General features: G+C 27.7%; 12 protein-coding genes. 1 reads left to right on the top strand and 11 read right to left on the bottom strand.

Annotated elements, in window-relative coordinates:
* Positions 1 to 113: 113 nt before the first annotated feature.
* The 10 genes from NSA50_RS11255 to NSA50_RS11300 form a co-directional block, all read right to left on the bottom strand.
* A complete protein-coding gene (locus NSA50_RS11255; protein ID WP_257445182.1) occupies positions 114 to 803 on the bottom strand; it encodes a hypothetical protein in 690 nt (229 codons plus the stop codon).
* Between the two features lie 243 nt (positions 804 to 1046).
* Positions 1047 to 2774 (bottom strand): FUSC family protein, encoded by a 1728-nt coding sequence (locus NSA50_RS11260; RefSeq protein ID WP_257445184.1) that lies wholly within the window; start codon positions 2772 to 2774, stop codon positions 1047 to 1049.
* A gap of 250 nt (positions 2775 to 3024) precedes the next feature.
* Positions 3025 to 5907 carry a VWA domain-containing protein gene (locus NSA50_RS11265; RefSeq protein WP_257445187.1) on the bottom strand — a complete coding sequence of 961 codons (2883 nt, stop codon included), beginning with the start codon at positions 5905 to 5907 and terminating at the stop codon, positions 3025 to 3027.
* A gap of 14 nt (positions 5908 to 5921) precedes the next feature.
* Positions 5922 to 7709, bottom strand: coding sequence for a vWA domain-containing protein (locus NSA50_RS11270; protein ID WP_257445189.1), 1788 nt, complete (start codon positions 7707 to 7709; stop codon positions 5922 to 5924).
* Between the two features lie 12 nt (positions 7710 to 7721).
* Positions 7722 to 8606, bottom strand: a complete 885-nt coding sequence (locus NSA50_RS11275) for a DUF58 domain-containing protein (RefSeq protein WP_216685048.1) — start codon at positions 8604 to 8606, stop codon at positions 7722 to 7724.
* 3 nt (positions 8607 to 8609) lie between these two features.
* Positions 8610 to 9593, bottom strand: coding sequence for an AAA family ATPase (locus tag NSA50_RS11280; protein WP_195262503.1), 984 nt, complete (start codon positions 9591 to 9593; stop codon positions 8610 to 8612).
* A 12-nt stretch (positions 9594 to 9605) separates the two neighbouring features.
* The gene (locus NSA50_RS11285) at positions 9606 to 11153 is read right to left on the bottom strand and encodes a pectinesterase (RefSeq protein ID WP_257445194.1); all 1548 of its coding nucleotides are present in this window, start codon (positions 11151 to 11153) and stop codon (positions 9606 to 9608) included.
* Between the two features lie 4 nt (positions 11154 to 11157).
* Positions 11158 to 12051 (bottom strand): ABC transporter permease, encoded by an 894-nt coding sequence (locus NSA50_RS11290; protein ID WP_257445196.1) that lies wholly within the window; start codon positions 12049 to 12051, stop codon positions 11158 to 11160.
* A gap of 15 nt (positions 12052 to 12066) precedes the next feature.
* Entirely contained in the window at positions 12067 to 12990 is a 924-nt protein-coding gene (locus NSA50_RS11295; RefSeq protein ID WP_257445198.1) for an ABC transporter ATP-binding protein, read from the bottom strand.
* Positions 12990 to 15386, bottom strand: coding sequence for a hypothetical protein (locus NSA50_RS11300; protein WP_257445200.1), 2397 nt, complete (start codon positions 15384 to 15386; stop codon positions 12990 to 12992). Before NSA50_RS11300 ends, NSA50_RS11295 begins: the two co-directional genes overlap by 1 nt.
* A 272-nt stretch (positions 15387 to 15658) precedes the next feature.
* Between NSA50_RS11300 and NSA50_RS11305 the strand changes: the two genes are divergently transcribed.
* Positions 15659 to 16969, top strand: coding sequence for an IS30 family transposase (locus tag NSA50_RS11305; RefSeq protein ID WP_257445202.1), 1311 nt, complete (start codon positions 15659 to 15661; stop codon positions 16967 to 16969).
* Between the two features lie 502 nt (positions 16970 to 17471).
* Here the strand turns inward: NSA50_RS11305 and NSA50_RS11310 are convergent.
* Complete coding sequence (locus tag NSA50_RS11310; protein WP_257445204.1) at positions 17472 to 18671, bottom strand: SAM-dependent methyltransferase; 1200 nt, start codon at positions 18669 to 18671, stop codon at positions 17472 to 17474.
* Between the last annotated feature and the right edge of the window lie 120 nt (positions 18672 to 18791).

An 18791-nucleotide genomic window follows, 5' to 3' on the forward strand; every position in this document is an offset into this window, starting at 1 on the left:
TTAATTTTTCCATGTAAAATATTTCTTTTATAAACTTTTATATTATGTTAAGTAATTTAAAATAAGTATTAACTCAGTTGAGCTAATACTTACTTTAATGCTTAAATATTAAATTATCTTCTACTTCTATGGTGTTTACTATGTGAAGAACGTCTTCTACGATTATTTGAATTTAAATTAACATTATTATTCATACCGCCACCATTCATAGCATTAAAAAGCATAGCTAATGGATCCATTTGTTGGTTTCCATTATTATTCATATTATTAGCATTATTATTTGAAGTAGGATTATTTTGACTGCCTCCACCCATTAACATACTCATTAACTGGTTCATATCTACGCTACCATTACCTGAACTTCTTTGCTGATTTCCTGCTCCTGCAGAATTCATACCGCCTAATCCATTCATGAGCATTGATAAGGGATTATTTGCATTAGGATTTTGAGAACCAGCATTTCCTCTATTGTTAGTATTTCCTCCATTTTGATTTGGCATATTCATACCATTTCCGCCCATAAGCATACTTAACAATTGGTTCATACCATTTCCCTGACCATTCATTCCATTACCTGCTCCATTCATTCCTCCCATTCCATTCATTAACATAGATAAAGGATTATTATTTGCACCGTTCATTTGATTTTGTCCACCCATAGGTCCACCCATCATAGAACCTAATAGCATATTAATAAGTGGGTTTCCTCCTCCACCTAATCCGCCTAGTGGATTTCCGCCTCCACCCATATTAGGCATTCCGCCTCCCATAAGGCCCCTAAAAAGCATATCCATCATTTGCATATGGTTTTCTCCTATTAAATTATTGTTACTATATAAGTATTTCACTATAATTCATTTTGCTACAACTATTTTAAAGTTAATATACTATTTAATTAAAATATTCTATAAAAATAAACACCTTCTAATTAGCCTACTAATTATACAAGGTGTTTATTTCACTAATGTTTTTACTATATTACTACGAATCAAGAGTAATCTTGCTTCTTTTATTTGTGTTTATTTTCATTAATACTTTTACTACATCTACTGAAGCTTAAATCCATTAATTAGCTTATTATAATCAAGTTCATTCCCATTACTCATATTTATATAACAATCATATATATTATTTACAAACATTTTTCTATTTTCAAGAAACTCCTTGGCTCCTAGAAATTCCTTTTGGAACATAGTGATTTTCATTTTATCTTCTATAAATCCAGTTATTAAGTATAAGTTTCTTATACTATAATCACTATGAACTTTTGATAAATCTTCTATCATTTGCTTTATTATTGAATCATAGGTTTCAACTAAATATTTATTAGCATCTTTAATTTTATATGGAAGAATATATTTATCTGCAAATATTGTTAATACTGCTCCAACAATTACAAATATTATTCTATATAAAGCAAGCTTAATTGTACCGCCTGTAATAGCAGCAGATGCAATTGCAGATATAGTAACAAGAACAATAGTATTTCTATATCCATTTGCAAATGGGTTTAAATATCCTACTACTAGCAATATAGCTCCTCTTGCTGCCTGATTTTTTATTAAACTAAAAGCAATTAATACAATTACTACTCCAATTAAAGTACCTTCAACTCTTTCCTTAATTCTTGTTTTTGATATTTCTGAATAAGGTTGAATTAGCGAAAAAATTGTAAATGCCATCCATCGCCCTTCTGACAAATTAAAATATTGTGTTAAAAATACTGTTATTGAACCAATTATTCCAAGTCTTATTGAATATCTTACTTTTGCAGAATCTATATTAAAGTTCTTTTTGTGAATATATATATTATGAAAATGATGTGGAATTTCATAATCTCTTTTTATAGAATCCTTTTCTCTCCTATTTAAATCACTAATATGCTCAAATTCATCATTTAGACATCTAATTAAATTAGTGAACTCTTCTACATAATAATTATCTATTTCTTTATCATACATTTTATTTTTAAATATATTTATATTGCTTGAAGTAAAATCTCTATTTTTTATAATTTCAACTTCCCTATAAATATCATCTAATAGTGAACCGTATATTTCCTTATTAGTTAAATTATTTATTGAATCTAATAATATATTTATACGCTCTAAAGCCCACAAAATATCAGTTGATATACTGGCATCATTAGTTAAATAGTAATCCTGAACTCTCTTATCATATATTATTCTTTTTAAGGAATTTATAGATTCACCTATTTTAATATTTTCTTCTTGAAAATTTTTATTTTCTTTTATTAGTCTAATTTTAGATAAAGTCATTCCACTAATTCCATCTAATATTTTCCCACCAGTAGTAAATATTCTATCCCTATTTACTACAAACTGTACGATCATTACAAATACAGCACCAAAAATCAATGATAAAAATCTATTAAATAAAACTTCTCCGTAGGCTGGATAAAACAACATAAAGAAATATTGAAGTCCAAATGGAACAACAATAGATTTTTTTAAATTATAGCTAAATAAATATCCAATTATAAATAGTGCTATAAAATTTATAAATATTCCAATCCATATATTTTGAATTGCTAAAACTGAAAAAAGTAAACTAAATAAATTTACAAGTAATACTTTAATAAAATTTTTAAATGGTGCTATAGTTAAATCTCTTTCCATCAAAGTTAGTGCTGCAGTTATTACTGTAACTCCAACTAAAGTATTTTCTTGCCCAAACATAACCTTAAAAAGACTAATAAAGGAAATAATAAATATAAATATTATTGTATTTGATATTATCTTCTTTTTATCCATTATCCTCTCTCCTTTTTTACATACAAGAAAAAATACTATCATAACAAAATAGCAAATTCAATAACGTAAAAATTTTAAACTTTTCTTTAATATTATCAACAATATAAAAAAATATATTATTTTTTATTTGTAAAACTATTTAATTAATATATCTTAAAATAATAAAGATGACTTTCTAATTCTTTTATAGTTACTAGTAAAAAAATAAAGGATATATGATTTAAATACAAAAATCATATATCCTTTATAACTATATCTTCTTTCTATCGCTCTTTTTCTTAAGAAGAGCACTTGTATCTAACGATTCTTTCTTTGGAGCTTCTTTATCTAACTTTTTCTTTGATTTTTTATTATCTTTTTCTTTATCTTTTTTATCTTTACTTTCATTTTCCTTAGTTGAATCTTGCTCCAAAGCTTCAACATTCATTCTAACATTAACCTTATTTTTTGACTTACTATTTTCTGATGATATAGTATTTTCTTTAATAATTTTCTTTTCTTCTTTTATATTAATCTCATTATTTTTTATAGAATTAGTATTTTTAGCTACTTTTTCTTTTTTAACTTTATCTTTTCTCTTCTTAAAAAATCTAACTAAATCTATATTTAATCTTCTATAAGCTATATCAAGCATAAATAATAAAATACTTATTACTATTAATGGAGTTGTTAAATTTATCTTTTTATATTCTCTTTGAAGCTTTCCTTCAAAAACTTCTTCTGGCTTGTTTATAAAACTTCCCTTTGTTTCTTTAACTACTACATCTAACTTTTCTCCATTAGTATTAAATTTATATTCATCTGAATATTGAAGAGCAAATGCTCCTTTATAATTATTTTTTACCTCTCCACTTTCCTCTTCTCTTATACTAAAATTATAAAATCCTAATGAGTCTAGTGGAATATTAGCTTCAAATTTTCCTGGCTCAACTTGACTTAATTCGAATTCCCCTTCTTCGCCATTTTCACCATTGTATATCCCTTTAACCTTTGCATCTTTAGATATCTTATCATTATAAAATTCTACTTTTGCTTCATTTCCTTCTTGGCTAATATTAAGTTTTCCTTCTTCTCCATACTTTGGAATAGTAAAGTAAACCATATTTTTTATAAGCTGTGGACCATACTCCCAAGCTAAATAGTTTTTACTCCACTCACCACTAACGTCTGATGTAAAGCTTACTGTTTTTCCTATTCCATATTGCATAGCTGCAAGTATTGGCTCATCATGATTAGAGCTTAATATTTCAACTGCATTTTCTTTTATAGAGGTTCCTATATATCCAAGTAAACTTGGAATTCCATCTGATGTTTTAACTCCTGCTAATATTTCATGGTTACTTAATATCTTAGGGGTAAATTCTTCATTTATTATATATGTCCCTGCTGATAAAAGAACTTCCTTTGCAAATATTCTAGGAATATCAGTATATATATCTGTATAATAACTTCTTCCTTTTCCTATTGAAGCAAGCTGATTCAGAAGATCAGTATTAGCACCTTCACCAACTGCAACTGTTGATAAAGTAATATTATTATCATTAAAGTTTTGAAGAAGATTAGCATAATTATCAAATCCATATCCATCTTGCCCATCAGTTAATAATATTGTGTGCTTTATCTTTGCACTACTTTGCATTTGCATATTATAACCTTGTTCAAGTGCTGGATAAATTGATGTTCCTCCTCTTATTTGAATTCCAGATATAAGTTCCTTTATAGCTTCTTTATCGCCAACCTTTTGCAGAGGCACAACCTCATCATAAGTATCATCAAATGCTATTACTGATATCTCATCTACTTCTCTTAAGTTTTCTAATGCCTTCATTGCAGCTTCCTTAGCTAAAGTTAATTTACTAACTCCACCACCTTCAGCACTCATACTACCTGATTTATCTATTATTAAATTGATACTTATTGCAGGCACTTCATTTTTTCCTCTCTTATCCATATAAACAGGCAATACTTTTTCAAGTGAAGTATCTTTATATCCTCCAAGAGCATAAGAATCTTCACCACCAAAGGTTATTAATCCACCACCATAGTCTTTTACATAAGCTTCTATATTATCCATAAAGCCATTGCTCAAATCATCTCTATGAACATCATTTAAAACTATTGATTTGTATTCCAATAATTCATTTAAAGTACTTGGTGATCCACTTGGAGCTATTTTCTTAATATTAGCACCTGAATTTGATAATATTCCTTCTAAAGCTTCAGAATCACCTTTAACTCCATTAATAAGAAGAATATTAGGCTTATCCATTACGTTTGTAAAAGTACTAAATTCATTATTAACTTTGTTTGTGTCTCCATCTGCTTCTATTAAAACTCTATATCCTTTAAATCCACCAGAACTTTGCTTATCTTTAAATACAAAAGAATTCTTTCCTTTTTGTATTTGTACCTGCTGTTCTCCTACTTTATTTCTTCCTGAAAATAATGTTAGCTTAGCCTTTGTTGCATAATTTGATTTTATATCAATAGAAACTGAAAACTCCTCGCCTACTGATATATTATCTGGTACTTTAACATTATCAACGTAGATTTCTTCTCCCTTTTCTCCAGTAATCTTATAAATTTTAAAATCTATTTTTTGTTCATTAATTAACGGTATAGATTTTAATATATCGCCTTGATTTTCTTCTCCATCAGTTATTAAAACTATTCTTTTAGAGCCACCTCTTTCAAATAATCCTAAAGCACTTTCTACTGCTTCTTGAATATTTGTTGCTGTTACAACTGGCTTTTCGTCTATAGATTTATATTCTTTTTTCTTATTTAACACTTTATCAATTTTTGAATCATCTCCAAATAAAACTACTCCAGCTTTATTTCCTTTAGGCATTGACTCTATAGCTGTAGATATAAAATCCTTCCCTGATTCTTCAAAGTCACTTGTACTTTCTGATACATCTAGTAAAAATACAGTTGATATATTTCTTCCCTTTAAATTTATAGTTATATTTCCAAATGCAAATATTAAAAGTGTAAAAATCACTATTCTACTTATAAATATTGCAATTTCATTTTTACTCCATGGTTTATATTTTTTAAAGCTATAATACATAAAGGCAAAAATAATTGGAATCAATATTAAAAAGTACAAATTTCCTATTTCTATCTTCATCTCTTCTTTGCCTCCTAATATCCTCTCTTATACATAATCCACTCGAAAGCTACTACTGAAATAGCTAATATTATAAGTAATGGAGAAATATTTAAGCCTCGTTTTAAATCAGCTTTTGCATCACTTATATTTTCACTTTCACCAATATTATTTATATTAGTGTTACTTTCCTTTTCTGATGGAAAGTTAACTGAAAATAATTCTTTTTCTTCTAAGACATTTAGCTTATAAATCCCAAGTTCACTATCTTCTTTTATTTCATCACCTGATTTTATTTCTAATGTATTTCCACTTGGATATGTTAAAGTAATATTATTATCTAATGACACGCCTTTAGCTATTATCTTTTCTCCAGCTTTAAAGTTACTTTTATATACCATTCCACTTGATATTAAATTTTCTCCAAGCTCATACATTAATACAGGAAATTCCTTTTTAAGTGCAAAATCACTATTGTGAAGATCAAAAGATAAAGCAGCTATTTTTCTTCCATCAACTTCTCCTTTAAATCCTATATAACTTTCATCTATATTTAAGAAGCCTCTTCCGTAATAAGGAATTTCTATTGCATTATACTTAGCAGCAGTAAATGTTGTATCTTCTAAGTACTTTGAAAGTTCTCCTATAACAGCTTTAGCCTCTCCCCCTTCTCCCCCTGAAACAACATTAAAGAATTCATTTGAAGCTGGATTAATAAATAGTATGCTTCCTTTCGATGGCATTATATCAGGAGTAACATTATCAAATACATATAAATCATATGCATCTGCACTTGTTAAGTTTGATGCATCATTAGTCTTATATACTTCTGTATTTTCAATGCTGCCAAAGGCTCTTTCTAAAAATAGATTTTGTTCTGTAACTATAAGAACCTTATTTACTTTTTTCTTTCCTACAACATGGTTATAAGTGTTGTCACCAAGAATCATATCTTTTCTAGATAATTCTCCCTTTAAAACTTCACCATTTATTTTAGGCAAGTCAAAAGTTAATGTTTTATTTTCTCCTTCTTGTAATTGCAAGCTTTCAACAGCAGCAAGTTCTTCCCCATCATAAAGAGAAAAATCACCTTCATAAACCCCTGTACCCCTATTTGTTATAGTTGCTATAACTCTTACTTTATCTTCTAAAAACTTATGAGATACATTGTCTACAGATGCATTTACCCCTGAATTTGCTAATGATACAACCTTTCCATTTACATCACCTAACGAAAGTTCTTTATCTGTAAAAGCTATAACTTCATATTCTTCTTCAATTCCTTGGCCTATTGCCTTTATAAATGATAAAGTATCATTTATATCTCCAGTATTATAACTTTGAGGTATTGATTCAATTATTTCATTAGAAACTTCTTTATTAAAATCTCCATTTTGTAGTAAGTTACTACTTCCATCAAAGCTTATTATAAAAGTATTAGTATCATCCTTTGTTGATTGTAAAAACTCCTTAGCAAGGGCTTTACTTTCATCTAGCCTAGTATTATTACCATATTCAGCACTCATGCTTGCAGTATTATCTAGTACTAAAATAATATTTTTATAAGTCTTACCTCCAAAGTTTAAAAAAGGTTTCATTAAACTTAAAATAAATAAAAGTAATATTATTATTTGCAAAAGTAACATAATATTTTTTCTTAGCTTTTCCCATGGAGTGTTTGCTCTAGTATTTTTATAAACTTCATTCCACAAAAGTGTTGAAGATATAACCTCTTCTTTATACTTTCTTTTTAATATATAAAGCATTATTAAAAGAGGAATTGTTATTAATAAAAATAAGGGCCATAAATTTGTGAATCCCATAACATAATCCTCCTAATACAATACTCTTTTCTTGCTAAACTCACCTAATATTATTTCTTCTATTTCCATAGATGAATTTACACTTATAAATTTACCACCATATTTTCTTGTAATATCCTCAATAGACTTTTTATAAGACTTTAAAGTATTTTTATACTCTTTTATCAAACTTGGAGTTAAACTCATTTTTACATTTTCACCTGTCTCACTATCTATAAAGGTAATTTCATTATTAAACTCTGGATCAATTTCTTCATTTGATAATATTTGAACTAGTATTATATCTTGCTTTTTAAAAGCTAAATACTTAAGAGCATCTTCTAAATCTTTTAATCCATCATTATTTAAAAAATCAGATACCACTACAGATACACCTCTAGGAGTTAATGGTCTCTTTTTTATACTACTTGTAAGATCTGTTTTACCATCAAATTCAATATTTTCTAACTCTTTTAATATCCTTTGAAAGGCTTTGTTTCCAGCTGCTGATTTTATACTTTGTATATCACCATTATCCATAGTACTTATATTTACTCTATCTAAATTATTTAAGGCAATATAGCTTAAAGCAGCAACAACTTTTAATGCTGTATCTTTTTTGTTTTCATTTCCATAATCCATTGATTTACTTTTATCAACAAAGAAATTAAAAACACCTTCTCTTTCTTCCATAAAAACCTTTATAAAAAACTTATCAAATCTACCATATGCATTCCAATCTATTCGCCTAAAATCATCACCTGGAGCATATTCTCTATAATCAGAAAACTCTACAGAAACTCCTTTTGCTTTTGACTTTCTTCCTCCTTGTGTTCCTGAGGAAAGCTTAAAATTTATATGCATATTTATTTTATTTAGCTTTTTAAAAAAGTCCTCATTAAATATCCTTTCACTCATTTTTTACACAACCTTTAAATCTTCTAGTATCTTATCTATAATACTTTCTTCTGTTAAACCTTCTGTTATAGCATCAAAATTTAATATTATTCTGTGCCTTAAAACTGGATAAGCTAAAGCCTTAATATCCTCAAATGATACATTTAATCTACCTTCCATAACTGCTCTTACTTTTGCCCCACTAATAATACCTTGTGCAGCTCTTGGACTTGCCCCTGCTTCTACATATCTCTTAACAAACTCTGAAGCTTCTGGAATTTCTGGATGAGTTGCTAATATAAGCTTTAATGCAAATTCTTTAACTGCTTCTGCAAGTTTTATTTCTCTAATTGCTTCTCTTATCTTTAATATTTCATCGCCTTCAAGAACAGCATCAAATTCAACTTTGTTATTAGTTAATGTTAAATCCATAATAGCCTTAAGCTCTTCTAGATTTGGAAAATCTACATTTAACTTAAATAGAAATCTATCTAATTGTGCTTCTGGAAGTGGATATGTTCCTTCTTGTTCTATTGGGTTTTGAGTTGCAAGCACCATAAATGGTTTTGACATTTCATATGTTGTCTTACCAACTGTTACTGTTTTTTCTCCCATAGCTTCAAGTAATGCAGATTGAGTTTTAGGAGTTGCTCTATTTATTTCATCTGCTAACAGTAAATTTGTAAATACAGGTCCCTTTTCAAATTTAAATAAAGTTTTATCATTTTCTTTAACTACTATATTTGTTCCAACTACGTCTGCTGGCATTAAATCTGGTGTAAACTGTATTCTTGAAAAGCTTAAATTTAGTACCTTCCCAATTGTTTTTACTAACTGAGTTTTTCCCATTCCAGGCATACCCTCTAAAAGTACATTACCATCTGCAAAAATAGCAATTAAAACATTTCTAATTATATCCTTTTGTCCTATTATTCCTTTAGATATTTCTTCTTCACATCTTCTTATTTTCTCTGAAACTTCTATTATTTCTTTTTCACTTATTTCCATACTTTTCACCTCTTAGTTTAATCCTTCAAAATAATCCTTTATAAGATCTTTTAAACTTTCTGGAAGATTACTATTATTTGCACCTTCTAATGCACTGTTAGTATAATCTCCTATTACCTTATCGTAATTTATTTTATTTCCATCTAAATTAAATCCATTTTCAGTTTCTATAGTTTGGGAATTTCCATCTTGATTTTTATTTCCAGTTAGATTTTCATCATTTCCAACGTCTCTTCCTGGAATATATATTTGCTCTCCCTCTTTATTTTCTAAATCATTTTCTTTGCCTTCATCACTTCCTGTATTCCAACCTGTTCCACTTCCATTTCCACTTTCATTCCCGTTTCCACTTCCTGATCCACTACCTGATCCATTTCCTTCACCTTCGCCTTCGCCCTCTCCTTGACCTTCGCCTTCTCCTTCGCCTTCTTTATCTCCATGCTTCTTTCCACTACTATTACTTTGTGAATTTTGAATAGCATCCTTTAGACTTTCTGCATCAAGCTTTCCATCTAGAACTGAGTTTGAAGCTTCACTTAAGGCTTCTGAAAGATTTTCATCACTTACGCTATTAGAGGCATTTGCAAGAGCTTTTGATAAATTATTTAGCTCACTACTACTCATATTTCCCAGGGATTTTTTTAAGTTTCCTAAAGCCTTTTCTAATTTTTCCTTATCCTTAGACAATATTGCATCTGCAAGCTCTTTACCTTCCTTCTTTTTCATAAGCTCATTAGTCAATTTATTTAAGTCTTTCTTTGCGCCTTCTTCTTTATCTTTATTAAACTCATCTAATAAATTCTTTTGAGTCTTTTCTATAGCAGATTTACTTTTATCATTCTTTACTTCATTCTTTTTATCTTCTAGCTTCTTTTCCATTCTTTCTAAAGTTTTATTTACATCAAGCTTCTTTTCGCTTTCCTTTAACTCCTTCTTTGCATCTTCTAATATCTTTTTTATAGCCTCTTTTTCTTCTTCAGTTAATTCTTCTGATTTTTCAACTAACTTCTTTTCTTCTTCGATTTTTTTAATAAATTCCTGTTGATATTTATTAAATTCTCTAATTGAATTAGCTTCTTTTTTAGCTGAAGTATCTATAAATGAAGTCATAAAACACATTATTATTAATCCTAAAACTATAAGTATTTGCTTTTTATCTACAGTTATTTTCAAATTATCTTTTATGCTAAAACTTTTAATAAATGATACAGTATCTTTCTTTTGAGCAATTGAAATATTATCTTCTTCATTTATTAATTCTAAAGAAGTAGTAACTCTTTCATTTAATCCTTTTGAATCAACTATTAAAGAAACACTTTTTTTATCAGGTGATTTTATAAATCCATATATTATTATTGAAATTAATCCTAAAGCTAAACCACTAAGAGAAACTTCTTCTACATATGGAAATGTTATAAATAAAGATATTAATAATAAGCATAAGATTGAGCATAGTAGGTATTTTAAACCTACTATGCTCAAGTTTATTATGAAGTTCGCCCTAATTCTTTTTGATGCCTTTTTTATAAAGGTTAATATTTCATTATTTAAAGAATTCATAGCTTTACTCCTTTACTTTTTTCTTTGTCTTAATCTTTACCTTCTTATTTCTTTTTCTATTTAGTGGATTTAATCTTCTAGCTGCAAATCCTATAAATATGCAACTTAATACTATTTGAATTCCTACAGAAATATATTCAGTGTACTTAGCCATTCCAATTTGTCCTATGAAATAAAAAGAATTTCCTCCAAATCCTACTTGATTAGATAACATTACAAAAAATCCAGTAGCTGGGCTTAAATATGCAATTGGTGATATAGATGGAGGTGTTGTTACTCCACTATATATTCCTCTTGATGCATTAATCAACAAGATAATATATGCTATAACTACAGTTCCAACAAAAATGAATAATACTAATGCATAACATAAAGCTGTTGCTGCTTTAGATGTCTTTGAATAGGTTGAAATAAACACTCCAATAGAACCAACAAATATTGTATTAATAATAAAGGAGCCAATTAAAACCAATATATTACTTAATTTTATCCCTCCGACTAACCCACATATCGCATATAATGGTATTGTACAAATTATAAGCATTATTACCTTTAATGAAGATGCTGAAAGCTTTCCTAATATAATTTGAAGTGGTTTTAATCTTGTTGATAATAATATATCTAATGTTTGCTTTTCTCTTTCTGAACATATTGAAGTTGCTGTTAATGATGGCACAATAAACATCAATAATATTGCCTGAATTACTGCCATAATAATATAAAGAGAAACTGCATTTTGTGGATTTATTCCTGAAGCATAAACTTCACTACTATAGCTATTATAAAAAATCAATGTCCCTACAGATAATACAGCTATATATATTAATAACATTAGTGAAAATCTAGCTGTTCTAACAGATAGCTTGCTTTCATTTCTTAAAACTGGATTTAATCTCATCTTTTCATCCCCCTTCTAATTATCTTCCTCTGTTATTTGTATAAATACATCTTCTAAATTTCCTACAGCTTTAGCAAATCCGATTACAGATACCTCTTGTGTAACTAAAGCTTTTAATATTTCCTTAGCTTCCTTATCGCCTCCTGCGACATTTGCTGTAATTTTATTCCCGTCTAATGAAATTTCCTTAACATCTGGTATTTCTTTTAGAACCTTTATTGCTTTTTCAGGATCTTCAATTACAGTTATATTAATAGGCGCACTACCTGATGCTCGAAGCATAACATCCTCAACAGTTCCTCCACATACAATAGCTCCATTTTTAATTATTCCAATTCTAGTACATATTTCACCAAGTTCAGAAAGTATATGAGAGGATACTATAATTGTCTTTCCCATTTCTTTAAGATTTTTTAATATCCCCTTCATTTCAAATCTTGCTCTTGGATCCATACCTGAAGCTGGCTCATCTAATATTAATAACTCTGGATTATGAACTAAACACCTTGCTAAACATAACCTTTGCTTCATTCCCCTTGATAACCCATCTACATTTGCATCCCACTTATCTTGTAAGTTAACTAATTCTAACAAGTCCATAGATAATTTCCTTGCTTCTTCTCCAACAATTCCATAAATAGAAGCATAAAACTCTAGGTATTCTATTGCTCTTAAATTATCATAAACCCCAAAGAAATCTGGCATATATCCTATTTTATCTTTTAATGCTTTATTATTTTTTATTGCATCTATTCCATCTACATAAACTTCACCACTATCTGGGGAAAGTAAGCCTGATACAATTTTCATTGTAGTACTTTTCCCAGCTCCATTTGGACCTATAAATCCAAATATCTCGCCTTTCTCAATTTCTAAGTTTAATCCATTCAATGCCTTAAACTTACCATAAGATTTTTCAAGATTTTTTATAACTAGCATTATCTTTCCCTCCCCTTAACAGTAATTCTTGGAATCATTGATTGGCCTTTTGAATCATCAACTATAAACTTAATTTTTACTGTGTTGTCTTTTATATAGTTATCTAAGTCTTTAATCTTTTCGTAACCTTGAGACATTTTGATTTCATCGTAGCTTTCAGTCTTATAATTATAAATATATTTTTCTGAGTTATCTGGTATATTGTTTCCATATCTATCTACACCTTGTTTTACGATTAAATCTAATACTTCAAAGTTTTTATCTATTTCATAACTAAATTTAACTTCCCCTTGACCATAAATATATCCACCATATTCATCTATGTGTACATTAGCTGCAGATGACTCTATAACACCTTCAAAGTATCCATCAGGAAAATTATAATTTCCATCCTTATCTTTGAAATCTAATACTGCATCTTGAATTATTACAGTAGTGTCAAATTTAGAAACTGATTTCTTTCCAAAGTCTACATCATATTCTACTGGCATATCAGTTATTGCAACTAATTTAATATCTTTATTAATTGATATCTCACTAGAAACTGTTGAAATAATAGCTGAAGTTCTAAGTATTCCATTAAACTCTTCTGTTTTTATATTCTTATTTTTATCATACTTTGCATTGTAATACTTTTGATTTAATGTATCTCCATACGCTTCTAGTCCCCCTGAACTAGCAATCACTAATTTAGAAATTTCCTTTTCTTGCCCCTTTTCAAGTGAGCCCATATCCCAAATATTTCTTCCAGCTACCAATAACAATTTTTTTATATCATAATCTAAATTATTTTTTACTTTACCATTTAAATTTCCATCATCTAAATTAAATGAAGAGTCAATAGTTGTAATTACTTGTTCCTTACCAATAACTTCAAATGATTTCATATCTAATGCATTACTATCTTTAAAAGTAAAATAGGAGTTATTCCCACTATAAGTAGTTTTTACTCTAAGCATATCAGCTACATCTTGTTCTTGATTACCATAAAAATAATTGTCTTGAGTAGAATAATTCATAGTTAAATCTTCTGTTTTTTTTATAATTACATCATCTTTATATTTTGTTCCTATTCCTAAATATCCCTTTGCTATTCCCTTACCATCTTTATCTAATGAAATAATATTATTTTGATTTAATATAATATCATTTACTCTTGTTAAGCTTCCCATAAAATAAATAACTAAAGTAAATACTATTGATATAACTGGAACTGCTATCCAAGTTAAATCTCTCTTATTAATCTTCTTTAATATAATATAAAGTAATACTCCAACTACTAATGCATATAATCCAAGTACAACTGCTAAAGACTTAACCCCTACAATTTCATTTATAGGAATATTTCTAGTTAGCTCATGCATTCTATAATATCCTGGCATATATTTACCGTTCATTCCATTATTAAATAGGCTTGAATATGAATCTGATAATATAGTACTTAAAAACTTTCCAGCATCCTTTGATGATATTAATGGCTCTAATCCTAAATCAAAAGTTGATACTAATATTTCTCCCTTACCTCTTTCTACTGAATATATTAATGGATTCTCATCACTTCCATTATTAATCTTAGCATCTTTAATTTCTAAGTTAGAAAATATAAGTTTTAAATTATCATCTACTAATTTTATAGCTTTCTCTGAATTCCCATTAGATTTTATATTTAAAAAGTCTTTATCTATACTGCTGATAGTTTTACTTTCATTAGCTCCAGCACCAATTATTAATGTTCCGCCTTTATTTATCCAAGAGTTCAAAGATTGATACTGCTCTTTTTTCAAATTAGACATATTGTAATTATTAATAAGTATTACATCTAATCCCTCTATATTTAAGTTACTTTCACCTATAATATCTTTGTCTAATTGAACCCTTTCAATTACACCTTTAATCTCTTTAGATTCAAGAGAAATTGATCCTATATAATTTAAAGATGACGCATCATCAGTTAATATACCTATAAATAAATTAGAATCATTTACTCTACCATTTGATATTAAACTCTTTTTTTCAAATAATACTTTCCCATTTTCAATAAGGTTAACAGTTATTTTACTTGATCCTTCTAAAAGCTTAATTGGGATAACTACTTTAGTAGTTTCTCCTTTAGCTATTGAAACCTCTTTACTATAAGCATCATAAGTTGATGAATAAGAACCAGTTGTTCTAATTTCTACCTCACCATTGAAATCCTTTTCCAAACTAGTAAATTCTACTGTCACAGGTATATATTTTAAAGCCCTAAACTTTCCTTCAATACCTGATGTAATTTTCAATTCATATGGATCTGTTTTTGTATCTTCAGCCTTTGTTATTAAACTTATACTAGGTAACGCAATAATCATTAAAACTAAACTAATAATTACTGCAACCTTTCTAAAAAGCGACTTCATTATTCTTCCCCCTAAGTTACATATTTTTAATCATATATTTTAATTGTATCCTAATTACTATAATTTTCCCTTAACAAATTCTTAAAAATTTCTTATTTTTAACAAATTTAGCAATAATATAACTATAATATAGACTTATTATTTAAGATTTCAAAAATAACTGTAAATTGAAAAAGTAACTTCCGTTTTTTTACTTAAACAGAAGTTAGTCTTGCAAAGTATCTGATATAATTAATTTGATATTTATCCTTAGCATATTAGGAGGATTAATTATGTCAAACAATAATTTATGCAAGGGAAAACACCTTAGGATTGAAGATCGAATTATAATTGAATATGGATTAGATCAAAATTACCCATTAAAAGAAATTGCCGAAAGATTAAAAAAGGATCCAACTACTATATCTAAGGAAATTAAAAGAAATAGATTTCTTAAAGTAAGTAAGAAAAAGGAAAATGATATACAACCGTGCCAACATCGAAGAAGTTGCACTAAGACAAACTTATGTAATAGTAGTTGTGGTAAGCAATGTAAGAAATGTAGGTTTATAAATTGTTATAGATCTTGTAGTGAATATTCAACTAAGAAGTGTTCTAAACTTAATCGTTATCCTTATGTTTGCAACAGTTGCAGCAAAGTCACTACGTGTACCGGTGAAAAGAACTATTATAAAGCTAAAGTTGCGGATACAAAATATAAGGAACTATTAGTATCTTCTAGAGAAGGACTTAATATAACTTCAGATCAGCTAAAAAATATAGATGAAATAATCTCACCACTCGTTTTAAAAGGACAATCATTATCACATATTTTTACTCATCATAAAAATGAGATAAACTGTTGTGAAAGAACTTTATATTATTATTTTGATAAAAATGTTTTTACAGCTAGAAATATTGATTTACCTAGAAAAGTCAAATATAAGCCTAGAAAAAAATCTAAACTTCCTATAGTTAAAAAGTCTATTAATAGAATAGGAAGAACTTTTGATAACTTTGTTAAGTTTATTGAGGATAATCCTAATACCAACATAGTAGAGATGGATACTGTCCACGGCACACGAAGTGGCAAAGTACTTCTCACTTTTATGTTTAGAAATTGCTCATTAATGTTAGCTTTTATTATAGATAGCTGTAGCCAGATAGCAGTTAAAGATATTATAGATAAGTTATATGAAGTTTTAGGACATGAAGTTTTTAAGCGTAGCTTTCCTGTTATTCTAACAGATAACGGTTCAGAATTTAAAAATCCAGAAGATTTAGAATTAGATTCTATGGGAAATCAAAGAACTAAGATATTCTACTGTAATGCTATGGCTTCCTATCAGAAGCCTCACGTAGAAAAGAATCATGAATACATAAGGTATATAATGCCTAAAGGAAAATCCTTTAATGATAGGACTCAAGAAGATATTACTTTAATGATTAACCATATTAATAGTACAGCAAGAGCTAGTTTAAACGGAAATACACCATTCAAACTAGCCCAAATGTTGTTAGATGTTTCACTATTAGACAAGCTATCATTAAAACATATCCATTCAGATGAGGTACATCTAAAACCTGCACTTTTTAATAAATAATATATCAAAAATTTAGAGCAAGTATCAGCGGAACTTAATAATACAAAGTTGAAGCAAACGGAACTTAGTTTTGCAAGACGATTTCCGTAGGCTTATTAAGCCTGCTTATAAACCTTAAAAATTGATATATTATATAAATTATAACTTGTTTTATAGCTTTTTACTATTAGAATTATATTTAAAAACTGACTTTACTCTTGCAGTTACAATAGCTTACGCTAAAACGGAAGTTACTTTTTCATTCAACGTTTCAAAAATAACTAATATCTAACGACTTATACTATATATAATTTTTACAACACACTTCTTTACTTGAGATTATATTCAATAAAATACTTGATAAAAGTTTTATATTTTATTTTTAAAAGATAAAAATCCATATTTTAAATTAAAACAACTCAAAATATGGATAATTTTCTTTTTCATCTATAATATTTATTTTTAGTTATTATTCTTTAAATGTATGTTAATAATAACTTTATTAACATAATTTATTGTATCATTATCTATATATATACTCTCTAGTCATTGGTAAATTATTATTTATATCTTTTACAAAAACTATTTGATGTAGATCAATAACTCCATTGTTAAAAGATGCTGCACAGCAATATAAATACATTCTCCACATTCTTATAAATCTTTCATCAAATACTCTGCCATTACTATCATGCATTTTTCTAACCTTATCTATATTTTTATCAAAATTTTCTGCCCAATGTAATAATGTATTTTTATAATGTAATCTTAGACTTTCAACATCTATAGTATAAAATTTATACTCTGCTGATAATGATATTATTTCCCTAAGTGTTGGTATTACCCCACCTGGGAATATGTATTTCTTTATCCATGCATCTCCTTGTGATTCTTTTAAACCACTTATATAATGAAGCACAAAGACTCCACCTTTATTCAATACAGAATTTACATTTTCAAAAAATAAATTATAATTTTCACGTCCTACATGCTCAAGCATTCCAACACTAACAATTCTATCAAAGTTTAATTTTGATTTCTTTAGATCTCTATAATCCATTATTTTTACATCTAAATAATTTTCTAATCCTTCTTCTTTTATTCTCTTTTTAAACTCATCATGTTGTTCCTTACTTAAAGTTATTCCAAGACCTTTAACCTTATATAATTTAGCAGCTTCTATAAGAAGTCCACCCCATCCACATCCTATATCTAATAAAGTCAATCCTTCTTTTAGATTTAATTTTTTTAATAGATGATGAATCTTATTCATTTGAGCATCATATAAAGTATCTGTTGGATTTTTAAAATATCCGCAGGAATAACTCATAGTATCATCTAGCCATAATTTATAGAAATCATTTCCTATATCATAATGATATGATATTTCTTCTTTTTGATGTTTTTCAGATGTTGAACTTTTAAATATCTTTGGTAAGCCTTTAAAATCAGTAGAAAACTTATCTATACACTTTAACAACTCATCAAATACAGTGAATAAATTTCCATCTATTTCTATATCACCATCCATATAGGCTTCCCCAAAAGCTAATGAAGTACTAGTTAATAATGCTTTCTTTGGTATTGGCTTTTTTAAATATAGATTAAATAAAGGCTCCTCTTTTCCAACTTTAACAACCTCATCATCCCAAAACTTTACTTCAAATGATAAGTCTTCAAAATTCTTTAAAAATGTTTTAAAGAATATTTTTTCCATATCCATAAACTTCCTCCTAAATACATTAATCTTGTGAACTTGTTAACTCTTAATGTAGCAAAATATTATTTCATGAGTTTATATATCACCATAAATAAGATACAACTAATAACGTCTTAAATTTAG

The sequence above is a fragment of the Clostridium mucosae genome (assembly GCF_024622765.1).
In the GTDB taxonomy this organism is placed as follows: Bacteria; Bacillota; Clostridia; order Clostridiales; family Clostridiaceae; genus Clostridium.

Bases quoted from the DNA above. Each gene is read 5' to 3' on its own strand.
- NSA50_RS11255 (WP_257445182.1), bottom strand. From the start codon at position 803: ATGCAAATGATGGATATGCTTTTTAGGGGCCTTATGGGAGGCGGAATG.
- NSA50_RS11260 (WP_257445184.1), bottom strand. From the start codon at position 2,774: ATGGATAAAAAGAAGATAATATCAAATACAATAATATTTATATTTATT.
- NSA50_RS11265 (WP_257445187.1), bottom strand. From the start codon at position 5,907: ATGAAGATAGAAATAGGAAATTTGTACTTTTTAATATTGATTCCAATT.
- NSA50_RS11270 (WP_257445189.1), bottom strand. From the start codon at position 7,709: ATGGGATTCACAAATTTATGGCCCTTATTTTTATTAATAACAATTCCT.
- NSA50_RS11275 (WP_216685048.1), bottom strand. From the start codon at position 8,606: ATGAGTGAAAGGATATTTAATGAGGACTTTTTTAAAAAGCTAAATAAA.
- NSA50_RS11280 (WP_195262503.1), bottom strand. From the start codon at position 9,593: ATGGAAATAAGTGAAAAAGAAATAATAGAAGTTTCAGAGAAAATAAGA.
- NSA50_RS11285 (WP_257445194.1), bottom strand. From the start codon at position 11,153: ATGAATTCTTTAAATAATGAAATATTAACCTTTATAAAAAAGGCATCA.
- NSA50_RS11290 (WP_257445196.1), bottom strand. From the start codon at position 12,051: ATGAGATTAAATCCAGTTTTAAGAAATGAAAGCAAGCTATCTGTTAGA.
- NSA50_RS11295 (WP_257445198.1), bottom strand. From the start codon at position 12,990: ATGCTAGTTATAAAAAATCTTGAAAAATCTTATGGTAAGTTTAAGGCA.
- NSA50_RS11300 (WP_257445200.1), bottom strand. From the start codon at position 15,386: ATGAAGTCGCTTTTTAGAAAGGTTGCAGTAATTATTAGTTTAGTTTTA.
- NSA50_RS11305 (WP_257445202.1), top strand. From the start codon at position 15,659: ATGTCAAACAATAATTTATGCAAGGGAAAACACCTTAGGATTGAAGAT.
- NSA50_RS11310 (WP_257445204.1), bottom strand. From the start codon at position 18,671: ATGGATATGGAAAAAATATTCTTTAAAACATTTTTAAAGAATTTTGAA.